Origin of the sequence: Maribacter sp. BPC-D8 (assembly GCF_035207705.1) — a bacterium.
In the GTDB taxonomy this organism is placed as follows: domain Bacteria; phylum Bacteroidota; class Bacteroidia; order Flavobacteriales; family Flavobacteriaceae; genus Maribacter.
Map to the genome: position 1 here is coordinate 1,588,070 of NZ_CP128187.1, position 18,118 is coordinate 1,606,187.

The 18,118-nt window shown below is 36.0% G+C and carries 13 protein-coding genes; 4 read left to right on the forward strand and 9 right to left on the reverse strand.

Features of this window, described 5'->3' with window-relative positions; all coding sequences use genetic code 11:
- Window positions 1-20: 20 nt before the first annotated feature.
- On the forward strand, window positions 21-1,538 hold the full coding sequence (locus QSV08_RS07250) for an alpha-isopropylmalate synthase regulatory domain-containing protein (RefSeq protein WP_324027735.1): 1,518 nt from the start codon (window positions 21-23) through the stop codon (window positions 1,536-1,538).
- Window positions 1,539-1,690: 152 nt separating this feature from the next.
- On the forward strand, window positions 1,691-2,746 hold the full coding sequence (gene leuB, locus QSV08_RS07255; protein WP_073246739.1) for a 3-isopropylmalate dehydrogenase: 1,056 nt from the start codon (window positions 1,691-1,693) through the stop codon (window positions 2,744-2,746).
- A gap of 75 nt (window positions 2,747-2,821) precedes the next feature.
- On the opposite strand, the gene QSV08_RS07260 is transcribed toward leuB, so the two are convergent.
- Window positions 2,822-4,090: a serine hydrolase domain-containing protein gene (locus QSV08_RS07260; protein WP_324027736.1), complete on the reverse strand. Its 1,269-nt coding sequence runs from the start codon at window positions 4,088-4,090 to the stop codon at window positions 2,822-2,824.
- Window positions 4,091-4,293: 203 nt separating this feature from the next.
- Complete coding sequence (locus tag QSV08_RS07265; protein ID WP_324027737.1) at window positions 4,294-5,493, reverse strand: MFS transporter; 1,200 nt, start codon at window positions 5,491-5,493, stop codon at window positions 4,294-4,296.
- A gap of 255 nt (window positions 5,494-5,748) precedes the next feature.
- Between QSV08_RS07265 and QSV08_RS07270 the strand changes: the two genes are divergently transcribed.
- Window positions 5,749-7,902: a TonB-dependent receptor gene (locus tag QSV08_RS07270; RefSeq protein WP_324027738.1), complete on the forward strand. Its 2,154-nt coding sequence runs from the start codon at window positions 5,749-5,751 to the stop codon at window positions 7,900-7,902.
- Between the two features lie 110 nt (window positions 7,903-8,012).
- On the forward strand, window positions 8,013-8,651 hold the full coding sequence (locus QSV08_RS07275) for a tetratricopeptide repeat protein (RefSeq protein ID WP_324027739.1): 639 nt from the start codon (window positions 8,013-8,015) through the stop codon (window positions 8,649-8,651).
- Window positions 8,652-8,689: 38 nt separating this feature from the next.
- Here QSV08_RS07275 and QSV08_RS07280 read toward each other — a convergent pair whose 3' ends face one another.
- From QSV08_RS07280 to ilvD, 7 genes are all read right to left on the reverse strand, one after another.
- Window positions 8,690-10,276 (reverse strand): NADP-dependent glyceraldehyde-3-phosphate dehydrogenase, encoded by a 1,587-nt coding sequence (locus QSV08_RS07280; protein WP_324027740.1) that lies wholly within the window; start codon window positions 10,274-10,276, stop codon window positions 8,690-8,692.
- Window positions 10,277-10,367: 91 nt separating this feature from the next.
- A complete protein-coding gene (gene ilvA, locus QSV08_RS07285) occupies window positions 10,368-11,633 on the reverse strand; it encodes a threonine ammonia-lyase (RefSeq protein WP_324027741.1) in 1,266 nt (421 codons plus the stop codon).
- 155 nt (window positions 11,634-11,788) lie between these two features.
- Window positions 11,789-13,264, reverse strand: coding sequence for a ketol-acid reductoisomerase (ilvC, locus tag QSV08_RS07290; RefSeq protein ID WP_324027742.1), 1,476 nt, complete (start codon window positions 13,262-13,264; stop codon window positions 11,789-11,791).
- A gap of 39 nt (window positions 13,265-13,303) precedes the next feature.
- Window positions 13,304-13,822: an acetolactate synthase small subunit gene (gene ilvN, locus QSV08_RS07295; protein WP_324027743.1), complete on the reverse strand. Its 519-nt coding sequence runs from the start codon at window positions 13,820-13,822 to the stop codon at window positions 13,304-13,306.
- A 63-nt stretch (window positions 13,823-13,885) separates the two neighbouring features.
- Entirely contained in the window at window positions 13,886-14,464 is a 579-nt protein-coding gene (locus tag QSV08_RS07300; protein WP_324027744.1) for an O-methyltransferase, read from the reverse strand.
- A gap of 21 nt (window positions 14,465-14,485) precedes the next feature.
- The gene (gene ilvB / locus QSV08_RS07305) at window positions 14,486-16,219 is read right to left on the reverse strand and encodes a biosynthetic-type acetolactate synthase large subunit (protein WP_324027745.1); all 1,734 of its coding nucleotides are present in this window, start codon (window positions 16,217-16,219) and stop codon (window positions 14,486-14,488) included.
- A gap of 93 nt (window positions 16,220-16,312) precedes the next feature.
- A complete protein-coding gene (gene ilvD / locus QSV08_RS07310; RefSeq protein WP_324027746.1) occupies window positions 16,313-17,989 on the reverse strand; it encodes a dihydroxy-acid dehydratase in 1,677 nt (558 codons plus the stop codon).
- Window positions 17,990-18,118 lie beyond the last annotated feature (129 nt).

The following is an 18,118-nucleotide window of genomic DNA, read 5'->3' on the forward strand; positions in this document are numbered from 1 at the left end:
AAAAATGGCATTTAGAACACATGAAAAAAAGAAAGTTAGAAATAATGGATACCACCCTAAGGGATGGTGAACAAACTTCAGGCGTATCCTTTTCTGCATCAGAAAAACTGACCTTGGCAAAATTACTTTTAGAAGAACTAAAAGTAAACCGAATTGAAATTGCATCTGCTCGCGTTTCTGATGGAGAGCTTGAAGCTGTTCAGAAGATTACCGAATGGGCTGGTGAAAAAGGTTATTTAGAACGTGTAGAAGTACTAACTTTTGTAGATGGAGGTATTTCATTAGATTGGATGCAGAAATCTGGAGCGATTTCTCAAAACTTACTGACCAAAGGTTCAATGAACCATTTGAAGTATCAGTTAAAGAAAACTCCCGAGCAACATTTTTCTGAAATCGCCGAAATTTTTAAACAAGCCACTGAAAGGGGTATTATTAATAATATCTATTTGGAGGATTGGAGTAACGGAATGCGAAATTCAAAAGAATATGTTTTTGAGTTTCTAGATTTTCTATCCACTCAGAATGTAAAGAGAATATTACTGCCAGATACATTAGGCATTTTAACGCACACCGAAACGTATGCGTATTTGTCTGAAATAGTAGAAAAATACCCAAATTTACATTTCGATTTTCACGGACATAATGATTACGACTTAGGCGTAGCGAATATTATGGAAGCTGTAAAAGCTGGCTGCCATGGTTTACACCTTACCGTAAACGGAATGGGCGAAAGAGCTGGTAACGCACCTATGGCAAGTGCCGTAGCTGTTATTAATGATTTTCTGCCAGAAGTAGAGATTAGTGTAAACGAGACCTCTTTATATAAAGTAAGTAAGTTGGTATCTGCCTTTACAGGGTTTACCATACCAGCTAACAAACCTATTGTTGGAGATAATGTATTTACCCAAACTGCCGGTATACATGCCGATGGCGATAGTAAAAACAACTTATACTTTAGTGACCTAATGCCTGAACGTTTTGGAAGAAAACGTAAGTATGCATTAGGTAAAATGTCGGGCAAAGCGAATATTCAAAAAAACCTGCAAGAACTTGGCTTAACATTAAACAATGAAGAGCTAAAAAAAGTTACCGCTCGTATTATTGAGTTAGGAGATAAAAAAGAACGCGTTACAAAAGATGACCTTCCTTTTATTATTTCTGATGTTTTAGATACTGCAGATTATAAGCAGAAGGTATTTATAAAATCGTACGTACTTACTCATGCCATGGGATTAATGCCTTCCACTACCCTATCTGTAGAAATAGATGGAAAAGTTATTGAGGCACATTCGCAAGGCGACGGACAGTATGATGCTTTTATGAATGCTCTTAAAAAAGTGTACTTGGCAAAGAATATTCCGTTACCAAAATTGACCGATTATGCAGTGAGAATACCACCAGGAAGTACATCTGATGCATTATGCGAAACGGTTATTACTTGGGAATTGGATGGAAAGGAATTTACATCAAGAGGTTTAGATTCTGACCAAACAGTTAGCGCTATTAAAGCTACCGAGAAGATGTTGAATATTATTTAGGCGCTGAGCGCTGTGCGCAAAAGTATTTTACGACTTAAAGAACATAAAAAGATTAGTCAAAATTTGACACACGAGTTAAAATTGAAAATAAATTAAACAGATTGCTTCGTACATCGCAATGACGAAATACGAGCAACATACAAACACATCAAATGAAATTAAATATTGCCTTATTAGCCGGTGATGGTATCGGACCTGAAGTAATTGATCAAGCAGTAAAAGTATGTGATGCAATTGCTAAAAAGTACGAACATCATATTACTTGGAAACCAGCTTTAACTGGTGCCGCTGCAATTGATGCTGTCGGAGAACCTTACCCAGATGAAACACATGAAATTTGTGCCAATGCCGATGCAGTTCTTTTTGGTGCTATAGGTCATCCGCGCTTTGATAATGATCCATCTGCAAAAGTTCGTCCGGAGCAGGGATTGTTGAAAATGAGACAAAAATTAGGTTTGTTTGCCAACGTAAGACCAACATTTACATTCCCATCACTTATCGATAAATCTCCTTTAAAAAGAGAACGTATTGAAGGTACCGATTTAATTATCTTAAGAGAATTAACTGGTGGCATCTATTTTGGTGAGCGTGGAAGAAAAGATGACGGTAATACGGCATTTGATACTATGACCTACCAACGTTTTGAAATCGAAAGATTAGCTAAAAAAGGCTTTGATTTTGCAATGAAGCGTTCTAAAAAATTATGTTGTGTTGATAAAGCCAACGTATTGGAATCTTCTAGACTTTGGAGAGAGACCGTACAAGCGATGGAAAAAGATTATCCAGAAGTGGAAGTATCTTATGAGTTTATCGATGCAGTTGCCATGCGTTTAATTCAATGGCCAAAAGGGTATGATGTAATTATTACAGCCAACTTATTCGGAGATATTTTAACCGATGAGGCTTCTGTAATTGCAGGTTCTATGGGACTTATGCCTTCATCTTCTGTTGGTAGCAAAGTATCTTTATACGAGCCAATACACGGTTCTTACCCACAAGCTGCTGGTAAAGACATCGCTAATCCACTAGCTACAGTACTTTCTGCAGCAATGCTTTTTGAAGACATGAATATGACAGAAGAAGCGGAGGAAATTAGACGTGTAGTAAACAAATCTTTAGCTGAAGGATATGTTACCGAAGATCTTGCCGATGGTGGTAAAAGTTATAAAACAAGTGAAGTTGGCGATTGGTTAGCTAGCAACATTTAAGAAATATACTTGAAAATAAAAATCCCTTTAATCAATGATTAAAGGGATTTTTTATATCTGATAGTTACAGAACAGTTATATACTTGTCGCTATTGCTATTTCTTGCTGATAAATGCTCTTTACTATTGCTCGTAGATCAGGAATTACGGTTTTCACCAATTTCGATGGTCCGTTAATCAACACGCAAATTCCTAAATCAGAATCTGGAAAAAGTGCAATTTCATTTCTGTAGTTGTTTACACTACCACCATGATGCCAGATTGTTTCTTCGGCTGCCTTTTCGTTCTCTTTTATGGTATGTATTCTCCATCCGAATCCGTAACCAGATTTCACATGTCCCGGCCATTTTTGATAATATTTGCGATGTCCATTTAATTCTACAAAAGGTTTGAATACTTGTGCCATAGCAGCTTTAGACATCACATCAGGATTGTGACCTAATAAGAAACGCATCCACTTTGCCATATCCGTAGAATTGGCATTAATTCCACCAGCCGCAATTGCGTTATAATAATTATCTCTTGGTAAAACAGTTCTAAAACTATGTCCTCTTCTAATATGAGGCAAAGCAATATTCTCATTGCTCATCAATGTTTTATGATCCATAGAAACGGAATTCATACCTAGCGGAGCAAAGAATTTATCCGTTAATAGCGTTTGTATATCTTTTCCCGTAGCTTTTAACATCACTTCTTGTGCTACAGAAAACATTGCATTTTGATAACTATATTGTGCACCAGGTGCTGCAATTGGGTTTATTTTATCGAACTTCTCACTAATAGATGACATGGTGTAACCAGCCTCTACTAAATCTGTATAACTGTGATACGGAGTTCCTGTAGTATGAGAAAGTAAATGAGCTACTTCAATTTTCTGTGTATTCTGTTGATTTCCAAAATGGAAGTTTGGCAAATAATCAGCCACTTTATCATTAAAGTGTAATTTACCTTCACTTTCTAAGTTAGCAGCTAAAATTCCTGTAAATCCTTTTGAGATAGAACCTAATCTAAACAAGGTTTCTCCGTCAACAGTTTCTTTACCGTTGAAACTTCTTTTACCATATCCATCAGAAAGAATAACAGAATCTCCACTAACAATACTTACTCCTGCCCCAACAATATCACCCGAGGCAATAGCTTTATTAAAATAATCAGTTAAAGCATCGTTCAATGCTTTTTGACGAATGTTATAGAGTTTAATCTCCCTTTTCTCTGCAAGAGTTTTAACAGGGTTAGGATCAGCGATAATCGCTTTAGAGTGTTCTGGCTTAAATGAAGAAGCCGTAAGAACAAATAGTAGTAGAACCATTATTATGGCTCCAAGAAATAGTTTGGTACGTAACACAGCATTGTAAGTTTTGGTTCTCTAACAACGTGATAAAATGAATAAAATTACCGATGAACTACGTAAAATGAAAAATTTAACATCCAAATGAACTGATAATAAGGCAAGAAAGAAAATCGATAATAAGTGTACACCTAAATATTTGGGTAAAAAAAAGGAACTTGAGATTCAAGTTCCTTTTAAATAAATATACTGCCTAGACCTTAACAGCTCATCGCCATTTTTTTGTGTTTAATTTCTTTTCTCTTTCTTACTATCAAAATCGCAACTGCTATCAATACACCCGAAAATGCCAATACAGCACCTACTAAACTGGTGTACACAATACCATAACCGAATGCGATTGGTAGACCAGCTAAATAGGCACCTGAAGCATTACCCATATTAAATGCACTTTGGTTCATAGAAGATCCGAGCATTTCTGACCCTTTTGATGTTTTTATAATTGCCATTTGTATAGGTGCAGAAACTGTAAAAGAAATTACCCCTATTAAAAAAGTCATTGCCATTAATAAATACGGGTTAGTAGCGATTAACATGTTCACTATTAAAACTGCGCCCATAACAGATAAACTAATCATTACCGCTTTCAATGGAGAAAACCAATCTGCCATTTTAGCTCCTAAAAAGTTACCTACAACCATACCTAAACCAGCTAACATCATTGCATACCCTACAACATAGCTTGGCAAACCAGCTACATCAGTAATTAATGGAGCTACATAACTGTACCAAGCAAAAAATCCTCCAGTACCAATAGTAGTTAATGCAATCATCGCCCAAAGCTCGGTGTTTTTCAGTCCTTTCATAACCGATACTTTTTCTTCAGTTTTATCTACTCCAATTTTTGGCATCCACAAATAAATACTGCCTAATGCCAATAACCCAACAAAACCTACTAAGTAAAAAGAAACGCTCCAACTAAATTGTTGACCTAAATAAGTGCCGATGGGAACACCAATTACATTTGCAACCGTAAGACCCGAGAACATTATCGCAATTGACTGTGCTTCTTTCCCTTTCTTTGCCAACTTTGTCGCAACTACAGCACCAATTCCAAAAAATGCACCGTGTGGTATACCCGATAGAAATCTCAAAAACAACAAACTGTTATAACCAGTAGCAAGACCAGATAAGGTATTGAATACCGTGAACCATATCATTAAAAGGAACAGCATTTTCTTAGGCGTAAGTTTTGACCCTAAACCTGTTAATAATGGCGCGCCCACTACTACACCTAATGCATAGGCTGCAATAAAGTGACCCGCTTGCGGAATTGTAATACCTAAAGAACCTGAAACTTCTGTCAGAATTCCCATAATAACAAACTCGGTAAGTCCAATACCGAAACCTCCAATAGCCAAAGCAAATAGTGCTTTCTTATTTGATTTTATAGTATCCATAACTTATACTTTTAAAATTCAATTTATAATCTATGACTGCTACACTGCTAATTTAAAAAGGCAAAGTTAAAACCAATATGCCAGTTATATCAATCATCGATTGTCATATTTATGTTAATAATTACCCTTCTCAAATAGGTGATTTCCGTTATTAATTACAATTCAGTTGAAAGAATCTACAACTGAGGAAATCATTTTATACAAACCTTCATTTACGATTCATATTTGTGATATCAATCAAAAACACAATCAACAATGAAGACGCTATTATTCTTATTACTTACACTTTTCTGCTGCAATTTATTTGCTCAATCAACTATTTCAGGTAAAGTCATTGACCAACAAGGAATGCCCATAATGAGTGCAAATATTTATCTAAAAGGAACTTATGATGGTACCGCAACCAATGATGAAGGGCTATTCTCTTTTGAAACTGCTACCACTGGTACACAAACTTTGATTGCATCATCTATTTCATTTGAATCGTATTCCAAAGCAGCTGATGTAACTGACTTTCAAAACATTATCATCAAACTAAAAGATGATGTAAATACCTTAGATGCCGTAACCGTAAATGCAGGAACATTCAATGCCGGAGATAATGCCAAGGTAACTGCGTTAAAACCCCTAGATATTGTAACCACAGCAGGAGCACTTGGTGATTTCGTGGGAGCATTACAAACATTACCAGGCACATCTAACGTTGCAGAAGATGGTCGATTATTTGTTAGAGGTGGCGATGCAGAAGAAACTCAAATTTTTGTCGATGGTATGCGTGTATTTACGCCCTACTCCCCTTCTGCAAATAACATTCCGTCTAGAGGTAGATTATCTCCTTTCTTATTTAAAGGCATTACATTCTCTACAGGTGGTTACTCAGCCGAATACGGGCAAGCATTATCAAGTGTTCTACTTTTAAATAGTATAAGTGAACCACAAGAAGAAAAAACTGAAATTTCAATAATGACAGTCGGACTAGGACTTGGGAATACCCAAAAATGGAAGAAGAGTTCTCTGAGTTTAAACACATCTTATATAAATTTAGCGCCTTATCAAAATCTGTATCCTGACAACAATGAATGGCATAAGCCAATAGAATCTGTCGGTGGAGAAGCTGTGTATCGATATAAATTTAATAACGACGGATTACTAAAGGTTTATGGCGCCTATAGTTCAGTAAATTTTGACTTAACACAAGAAGATATTAATGAAGCAGATGGTATTCGCTTCGGACTTAAAAATAGAAATCTATACATCAACTCCTCTTACCAAGATTTCTTAGAAAAAGACTGGAGCATTGCCACAGGTATTAGTTTTGCAAATGACCGTTCTGAAATAAAATATAATGATTCTAACATTACGGATATTGAAAACTCAGCACATCTAAAAATCGCATTTAAAAAGTTCTTTTCTAGTCGCTATAAACTCAACTTTGGGGCAGAATACTTCGTTACCAACTTTACAGAAGACTACCAAGATACTAGCTTTGAAAATGAATTTGAATTCGATAATAATATTTTCAGCAGTTTTATTGAGACCGATATTTTCTTCTCCAAAAAATTTGCCACTAAGATTGGGATTAGAGGAGAATACTCTGAGTTACTGCAAGAGTTTAATATTTCACCAAGATTATCATTAGCATACAAAGCCGGCTCAAACTCGCAATTCTCATTAGCATATGGTGAGTTCTTTCAAAACCCGAAGAACGATTACTTAAAGTATAATTCTGATTTCAAAGCCGAGAATACAACCCATTATATTGCCAACTATCAGTATGTAAAAAACAAACAGATTTTTAGAGCTGAAGCATACTACAAAAATTACGGAGACTTAGTAAAATATGATACTCCGTTCGCACTATCAACTTCTACATATAATAACTCTGGAAATGGATATGCAAAAGGCTTGGATATTTTCTGGAGAGATAATAAAACCATTAAAAACACAGAGTATTGGATGTCGTACTCTTACTTAGATACTGAAAGGAATTACCAGAACTACCCAACAAGTGCAACGCCTGATTTTGCATCAAAACATAATGCCTCTTTAGTAGTTAAACGCTGGATAGAAGATTGGAAAAGTCAAGTAGGGTTGAGTTATAATTATGCTTCTGGCCGCAGCTATACCGACCCTAACAAAGGAGGATTCTTAACGGAACAGGCCAAAAGCTTCAATTCGTTAAATGCCAACTATGCTTACTTAATCAGTCCGCAGAAAATATTATATCTATCTGTGAGTAACGTATTAGGAACTCAAAATGTAAACGGTTACCAATACGCAAACCAAGCAAATACAGATGGAATGTTTGATAGAAGAACAATTACACCTGCTGCAGACCGCTTCTTTTTCATTGGTTTCTTTTGGACGATAAGTGACAATAAAGATGACAATCAACTAGATAACCTTTAAAAATTACAATTCAATACAAAGAACCTACAACTGGGTCATCTATTTTATCAAAAACAATGGAATAGAAAGATATTTGAATAACAATAAATAACATCAAAAAACTATACATCATGAAATCAGTACTACTAATTGCCACGTTTATTTTCACACTTAGCTTAACTGCGCAAACACCTTATGAAAAAGGGATGAATGATGCATTTGCATTATGGAAGCAACAAAAGAATACAGAAGCCGTGCAACTATTTGAAAGAATCGCATCTGTAGAAACTGATAATTGGTTACCATCATATTATGCAGGATTAATTGAAATAGTAAGCAGTTTTGGATTAAAAGATGAAGCACTGCTAACTACCAAACTAACCAGAGCAAAAGGGTTTCTAGATAACGCATCGTCAATATCAAAAGACAACCCAGAAATAATGATTTCTTATGCCCTTTTAAATACAGCATACATTGCTTTTGACGGTGCAAAATACGGAATGACATTATCGGGTGAAAACATAGCAATCTATAAAAAAGCACAAGCCATAGCACCAAACAACCCAAGAGTACTTTTAGGAAAAACAGAATGGGATATGGGAACAGCCAAATTCTTTGGTAAATCTATCACTCCCTATTGCGAAGATGTTGAACGTGCCATTATATTATTCAACGAAGAAGAACAAACGATACCATATTACCCTTACACAGGTTTAGAAAGAGCGAATGAGATTAGTAGCAACTGTAAAAAAGAAACCTCCCCTAATTAATAGGAGAGGTTTTTTTTGATAGTCTAAATAAAAGACTTTTATAATATATAATCAGTACTTACAAAATTAGAAAGCTTAGCTTCTAATAAATTCTGAATAATTTCAGTATTCAAGTCGTTGTCTTTAAATGCTACAAAAGTTCTAATTGAGAACGAGCGTAATGCATCGTGAACACTTAAGGTTGCTTGTGCAGAATCTTTTCTACCGGTAAATGGGTATACATCTGGTCCTCTTTGGCAAGAACTATTTAAATTCACACGACAGACTAAGTTCACCAACGTATCTATTAATGGAGAAAGCGCATACACATCTTTACCAAACAAGCTTACTTGTTGGCCATAGTTGCTTTCTGCCATATCATCTAAAGGTTCTTCGATATCAGTGAAAGGTACGATGGGTATAATGGGTCCGAATTGCTCTTCTTGGTACACACGCATGTCTTTCGTTACCGGATATAGAACTGCAGGCCATATATAGTTATCGAAACGCTTTCCTCCTTTTTTATTCAATATTTTAGCTCCTTTTGAAACCGCATCATCAATTAATTCTTGAATATAATCTGGTTTACCAGGTTCAGGTAACGGAGTTAATTTCACCCCATCTTCCCACGGATTTCCAAATTTTAACTCATCGACTTTTTTAGCGAAGCTTTCATTGAATTTTGATCTAATTTCTTCGTGAACATACACCACTTTTAATGCCGTGCAACGTTGCCCGTTAAAAGACAGTGTACCAGCCAAGCATTCATTTATAGTTAAATCTAAATCAGCATCTGGTAAAATAATCGCCGGGTTTTTAGCTTCTAAACCAAGTACCAATCGTAGTCTGTTACTTTTAGGGTGCTGCTCTTGTAGGGCATTTGCAGATTTACTATTACCTATTAAAGCAAGTACATCTACTTTACCTGTTTGCATAATTGGCGCAGCAACAGTTCTACCTCTACCGAAAATTACATTAACCACCCCTTTTGGAAAACTAGTTTGAAAAGCTTCTAAAAGCGGCGTAATTAATAAAACACCATGCTTTGCAGGTTTAAAGATGGTTGTGTTCCCCATAATAATTGCAGGAATCAACAATGCAAAAGTTTCATTTAGCGGATAGTTATAAGGTCCTAAACATAAAACAACACCTAACGGTCCTCTTTTAATATGCGCATACACACCATCGTGTTTCGTAAACTTAGCGGCATCTCGATCTAGCTGCTTATAATCTTCAATGGTATCTTCAATATATTCAACAGTACGATCAAATTCTTTCTGAGAGTCTGGTAAAGACTTACCAATTTCCCACATTAACAATTTAACCACTTCTTCTCTTTTGGTCTTCATTTTTGTAACGAAAACCTCCATACATTCAATACGGTCTTTCACATGCATGGTTGGCCAAATTCCCTTTCCCTTATCATACGCCTTTAATGCTCCGTTTAAAGCATCTAAAGCTTCTGCTTCTTGTAAATCTGGAATACTACCTAATAGGGTTGGCTTATATTCTTTTGTTGAAGAAATGGTAGAATATACCTCTGTGGTATCTCCTTTCCATTCTTTTAATTCTCCGTTGACCAAATAATGTCTTTGATCTATAGTTGATGTTATTTTAAATTCTTCAGGAATTTTAATATCGCTCATTTCATTTTCTATTTTGCACTATGATTGATAATTGTATTATAGATTGATTTCTAAAATAACTAGAAATTGAATCTGTTATATTAAAAGTAGTTTAAACCAAATATTCAAACAAGTCTGGTTTGTCATTTATATATTCTCCATAGAAATTGTTAGATTTCATGCGTTCTACCAAAGGTTTCAAGTCCTCTGTATTCTTTAATTCTATACCTACAACAGCCGGCGCATTTTCTCTACTCGATTTCTTAGAATACTCGAAATGGGTAATATCATCGTTTGGACCTAAAATATCAACCACAAACTCTTTTAGGGCACCAGGTCGCTGCGGAAAACGAATAATAAAGTAATGTTTGAGTTTACCATAAAGCAATGCTCGTTCTTTAATTTCAGCCGTTCTAGTGATGTCATTATTACTTCCGCCAATAATACACACTACATTCTTGCCAACAATTTCATCTTTATAATCATCTAAAGCTGCAATCGATAAAGCTCCAGCAGGTTCAACAACTATAGCGTCTCTATTATAGAGATCTAGAATAGTTTGGCATGCTTTGCCTTCGTCGACCGTAATCATATTATCTAGATAATAATTACAGATGGCATAGGTCAAACTACCTACTTTTTTGACCGCTGCACCATCAATAAATTTATCAATATGATCAAGCGCAACTACTTTACCTGCTTCTATGGAAGTTTTCATGGATGGAGCACCTTTAGGTTCAACTCCAATAATTTTTGTATCCGGCGAAAGCTCACTAAAAACACTAATGAGTCCAGATGCTAGACCTCCACCACCAATGCACACAAAAAGATAATCTATTGGAGTTTTTGATTGTGAAATTAACTCAAGTCCAACAGTAGCCTGACCCTCAATAATTTTAGGATCATCGAACGGGTGTACAAATATCTTCCCTTGTTTATCACCATACGTTCTAGCAGCCAAAGAAGCATCATCAAAAGTATCACCTTCTAAAACTATTTCAACCCATTCGCCACCGAACAGTTTAGTCTGTTCTATTTTTTGCTTAGGCGTAACCGAAGGCATATAAATAGTCCCTTTAATTTTTAAATGAAAGCAAGCAAAAGCCACACCCTGTGCATGATTACCTGCACTGGCACAAATAACACCTTTTGCTCGTTCTTCTTCGGTTAAAGAGCTTATTTTGTTGAAAGCACCTCTAATTTTATAAGAACGTACGCGTTGCAAATCTTCGCGCTTTAAACGAACTTGACAGTTATACTGTTTAGACAAACGAATACTTTCTGTTAGCGGAGTAACCTCTGAAATTTCAGAAATGGTCTGTGCAGCTTTTAAAACATCATCTAATTTAGGAAAATATGCTGGCTTTGTACCTTTCATATTAAATACTTTCTATTATTAAAAATTTTATAACTCGTACGAAACCTAAATTGTCCGCTTAAGAACACTTCTTGTAAAACCACAACCCATATAGGGTCATATTTCTCAGAATGAACTTAACCGGACAATCGGTATATCTATAAAAGATTATAAAACTATACGATAGGCTTCATTGCCGTCATTGACTCACGTAAACGTGTACCAACGATTTCTACCGGATGCGTACGTAACGCTTTGTTTATTGCAATTAACTGTGCATTATCAACGTCATTATCGATATTTCCAGAGAAGTTTGTACCAATAACATCAGTATCAATACCTTTCATGAAGTCAGTTAATAAAGGCTTACAAGCATGATCAAAAAGGTAACAACCATATTCAGCTGTATCAGAAATAACACGGTTCATTTCAAACAATTTCTTACGCGCGATTGTGTTTGCAATTAACGGAGTTTCATGTAAAGACTCGTAGTATGCAGATTCAGCGATAATACCAGATTCTGTCATTGCCTCGAAAGCCAATTCAACACCAGCTCTTACCATAGCAACCATTAACACACCGTTGTCATAGAATTCTTGTTCTGTAATTTCTTGACTACCAGCAGGTGTTTTCTCAAAAGCAGTTTCACCTGTTGCAGCTCTCCACGTTAATAAATTCTTATCATCATTTGCCCAATCTTCCATCATCGTTTTTGAGAAATGACCTGTCATAATATCATCCATATGCTTTTGAAACAACGGACGCATAATATCTTTTAGCTCTTCGGATAATTCAAAAGCCTTTACTTTAGCAGGATTAGTAAGACGGTCCATCATATGTGTAATACCACCGTACTTCATTCCTTCAGTAATAGTTTCCCATCCGTATTGAATCAGTTTAGAAGCATAACCAGCATCAATTCCTTTCTCAATCATTTTATCGAAACAAAGAATAGAACCTGTTTGCAACAAACCACAAAGAATAGTTTGCTCTCCCATTAAATCTGATTTTACTTCAGCAACAAAAGAAGACATTAAAACACCTGCTCTATCACCACCAGTACCTACAGCATAAGCTTTCGCTTGCTCTAGTCCTTTACCTTGATGGTCGTTATCTGGGTGAACCGCTATTAAAGTTGGTACACCAAAACCTCTTTTATATTCTTCACGTACTTCTGATCCCGGACACTTTGGCGCAACCATAATTACCGTAATATCTTCACGTATTTGCATACCTTCTTCTACGATATTAAAACCGTGAGAATACGAAAGTGTAGCATCTTTTTTCATTAAAGGCATAACCGCACTAACCACAGCAGTATGTTGCTTGTCTGGAGTAAGGTTAATTACAACATCGGCAGTAGGAATCAATTCTTGGTAGGTACCCACTGTGAATCCGTTTTCAGAGGCATTTACAAAAGATTGTCTTTTTTCTTTTATAGCAGCATCACGAAGTGTATAAGAAATATCTAAACCAGAATCTCTCATGTTCAACCCTTGGTTCAAACCTTGAGCACCACAACCTACGATTACAATTTTTTTGCCTTTTAAAGCATTTACACCATCTGCAAACTCAGCCGAATCCATGAAGCGACATTTTCCAAGTTGCGTTAATTTATCTCTTAATGATAGCGTATTAAAATAATTGGCCATTTTGTATTTACTTTATTTGATTATTGTTATGATTCTTTATTAAAATTCTTTTAGTATCGCTGAAATTTTCATTTCATCTTTTGTAACCGAAATACGGCCAGAGCGTACAAACTGCATAATGCCATACGGCTTTAATTGATCGTACATTTCTTCAATCTCATTTCTTCTACCGCTTTTGGCGATAACAAAAAAGTCTCTTGATACTGTGACGATCTGTGCATTGTTATCTTTTATGATGTTCTGAATTTGACGTTCATCAAATAAGAGTCCTGATGCTATTTTAAATAAAGCAGATTCTTGATATATAGTCTCATCATCGGTATGATAATATGCTTTTATAACTTCTATTTGCTTCTCGATCTGACCGACAATATTATGCACCCATTTTTCGGTTGTATGTGCTACAATCGTAAATTTAGAAACATCATCAATCTCTGATTTAGAAACATTTAGACTCTCTATATTAATATGTCTCTTTAAAAATATACCTGATATTCTGTTCAGTAATCCAACATTGTTTTCTGAATATACCGATATTGTAAACCATTTATTTTCCATAAGCTCTAATTACCTATTCCTCTTTACAAGAGGATTTTATGGTGTCATTATAATTAATCTATATTATTTCTTTACGGCCATAATTAAGCCTGTTGACCAATTCATTTTAGTCAATTGTAAATCTTCTCGCTTTTCTAAATACGCCGTCAATTCAATCACATTATCCTCATGACCAGCTGGCCAATTCGGTTGTTTTGTCATATCATCGATAATGTAAAATCCGCCAACATGAAGTAAATCTAAAACCTCATCGATCTCACTGTACTTACCTGGCCAGGCATCTGCAAAAATCAAATCAAATTTTGTACCTGAATATTCCTTGATCCAATCGGTACCATCTTTACAAATAACCTCAACCCTATCATCGTTACCAAAATAACTTGTAGCTATTGAAATTAACGCTGGGTCATTATCTACGGATATCAATTTAGAATCAGCATCCATACCTTCAATCATCCAAGAAAGACTAAGACCAATACCAGTACCAATTTCTAAAAATCTACCTTTTGGCTTAGATGCTATCAAAGTTTTGAGAAAGCTACCAACGTACAAGTCTGAGGGCATCGTAAATCCGATTTCTTCAGATTTACGAGTAATCTCTGTATGCATTTTCGGAATATCTTGTATGTTAGTATCGTTCATGAGATAGCTCTTTTCTCTTATTTATTTCAATCTAACATCAGAAACCGAAGCACCAGAAGGTATCATTGGGAAAACATTACCTTCTTGTTCTACCTTAACCTCTAAAAAATAAGCTTCTTTAGAAGCCATCATTTCTTGAATTGTAGATTTTAAATCTTTACGTTCAGAAATTCGTTTTGCCTCAATACTATAACCTTCCGCTATTTTTACAAAATCAGGATTCACCATTACGGTAGATGCATATCTTTTCTCAAAGAACAACTCTTGCCATTGGCGAACCATACCTAAGTGCTCGTTGTTCAACACAACAATCTTAACAGGTACTTTATGTTGAAAAATTACACCCAATTCTTGAATAGTCATTTGGTAACCACCATCACCAATGATAGCAACCACTTCCCTCTCCATAGCTCCCATTTTGGCACCGATAGCGGCAGGTAAAGCAAAGCCCATAGTACCTAACCCGCCAGAAGTAATATTACTTTTAGACTGGGAAAATTTGGCATATCTACAAGCTATCATTTGGTGCTGACCTACATCAGAAACAATAACTGCTTTATTATTTGAAGCTAAATTGATTTCTTCAATCACCTCACCCATGGTCAAACCATTTTTAGTCGGGTGAATGTCTTTGTTTATAATAGTATCGAACTCAATTTTATATTTCTCTTTAAAGATATTATGCCAAGCATCATGGTTATTATCATTAACCAATGGTAATAACAACCCTAAAGTTTCTTTTGAGTTACCTAAAACAGCAACATCGGCATGCACATTCTTATTAATCTCTGCAGGGTCAATTTCAAAGTGAATTACCTTGGCTTGCTTTGCATAGTAATCTAAATTACCAGTTACACGATCATCAAAACGCATACCTATTGCAATTAATAAGTCGCATTCATTCGTTAAAACGTTTGGTCCGTAATTACCATGCATACCTACCATACCGACATTTAGTGGATGAGAAGTATCTAAAGCCGAAGCTCCCATGATAGTCCAAGCTGCAGGTATACCCGCTTTTTCAACTAAAGCTTTCAGTTCTTGTTCTGCCTTACCAAGAATAACACCTTGCCCCCAAACGATAAATGGTTTTTTGGCGCTGTTGATCAAATCAGCAGCTGCCTGAATCGCACTCATTTTCGGTTTTGGAAACGGCTTATAACTACGAACAGCAGTACATTTCTCATAAGAGAAATCGAAGGCATCTATTTGTGCATTTTTAGTGATATCAATTAATACCGGACCTGGTCTACCAGATTTAGCAATGTAAAAAGCTTTTGCCATTACTTCTGGTATTTCAGAAGCTTCAGTAATTTGATAGTTCCATTTAGTTACCGGAGTAGAAATACCAATAATATCAGTTTCTTGAAAGGCATCGGTACCTAGTAATTGTCTAGTAACCTGACCTGTAATGCAGACCATAGGTGTTGAATCTATCTGCGCATCTGCAAGACCGGTAACTAAATTTGTTGCACCAGGACCAGAAGTTGCTATCGCAACACCGACTTTACCTGAAACTCGAGCATACCCTTGAGCAGCATGCGTAGCACCCTGTTCATGTCTTGTAAGAATATGCGTTAACTTATCTTGAAACTTATATAGTTCATCGTAGACGGGCATAATTGCGCCACCAGGGTAGCCATACATTGTTTCGACCCCTTCGGCCAACAAACAATGAATTAATGCCTCTGCTCCAGAAATCTTAATAGTTTTCTTGGAATCTGTACCTTTTTTCTTCTCTTTTACTGTTTCCATAATTAATAATCAAATTCAAGTATTGCATATAAGAGTTACAATAGCCTGATATTAAAATCCTACTAGAATTAATTAAAATCTAGCCGGTGTTATTTAAAATTCATCGGTAACACAACCTTTAGATGCTGATGATACCATACGAGCGTACTTGTATAAGCTTCCTCTTTTTACCTTTAATTCCGGTTGTTTCCATTTCTTCTTTCTTTCCGCTAATTGATCATCCGTTAGGTTAACCGAAATCTCATTTTTCTCAGCATCAATAGTGATAATATCTCCATCTTCTAACAAACCGATTGCTCCACCTTCTTGTGCTTCAGGAGCAACATGACCTACAACGAAACCATGTGTACCACCAGAGAAACGACCATCTGTAATTAAAGCAACATCCTTACCTAGACCAGCACCCATAATAGCAGCAGTAGGCTTCAACATTTCTGGCATACCCGGTCCTCCTTTTGGACCTTCATAACGAATAACCACAACATCACCTTTTTTCACCTCACCTCTACCGATACCGGCATTAGCAAGAAACTCGTCATTATATACTTTAGCCGGACCAGAGAAATACAATCCTTCTTTACCCGTAATTTTAGCAACCGATCCTTCAGTGGCTAGATTACCATAAAGAATACGTAAATGACCAGTTGCCTTAATAGGATTGCTCAAAGGCTTAATAACCTGCTGATGTTCTAATAAACCAGGTACATCAGCTAAATTCTCTGCAATTGTTTTACCGGTAACAGTAAGACAATCGCCATGTAACATATCGTTTTCAAGCATAAACTTCATAACGGCAGGTACACCACCTACACGGTGAACATCTTCCATTAAGAATTTTCCACTTGGTTTTAAATCTGCCAAGAATGGCGTAGTATCACTAATTTTTTGAAAATCATCTAAAGTGAAATCTACATCTGCAGCTTTCGCAATTGCCAAAAAGTGTAAAACTGCATTCGTTGACCCACCCAAAAGTGTTAGCAAGCGAATAGCATTCTCCATTGATTTACGGGTAATGATATCGCTTGGTTTAATATCTTTCTCTAAAAGGTTTCTTAAAGCCTTACCAGAGTTTATAGCATCGTATTGCTTATCTTTTCCAATAGCCGGGTTAGAAGAGTTGTAAGGCAATGCCATACCTAGAGCTTCAATAGCAGATGCCATCGTATTAGCAGTATACATACCACCACAAGCACCTGCACCAGGGCATGCATTCTGAATTACACCTTTATAATCCTCCTCATTCATTGTACCAGCAACCTTCTCGCCCCATGCTTCAAAAGCGGAAACGATATCTAAGGTCTTATCTTTATAACAACCGGAAGCAATAGTACCACCATACACTAAAACTGATGGTCTATTTAAACGAATCATCGCCATAAGTGCACCTGGCATATTTTTATCGCAACCAACAACAGTAACTAAACCATCATAGTTCATTGCTTGTACCACTGTTTCCATAGAATCAGCGATAATATCTCTAGAAGGTAAAGAATAACGCATACCGTAAGTACCCATAGATATACCATCACTTACACCAATAGTATTAAAAACGAGACCAACCAAGCCACTGCCGTTAACACCGACTTTGACCTCTTGAGCCAAGTCATTTAAGTGCATATTACAAGGGTTACCCTCATAACCTGTACTACCAATACCAATTAATGGTTTCTTTAGATCTTCTTCAGTTAAACCGATAGCATAAAGCATTGCTTGTGCCGCTGGTTGTGTTGGATCTTGGGTTACATTCTTACTATGTTTGTTCAACTCCATAATATAATTCTCGTATGCTTATCTTGATTTCTTAAATACTCCTTAATCAAAGATAAAAGTTTATAAAAATTTCTAATTTTAACAATAATGGTCAATACAAATTCACTTTGTCAAAAAACAGCTTAAATA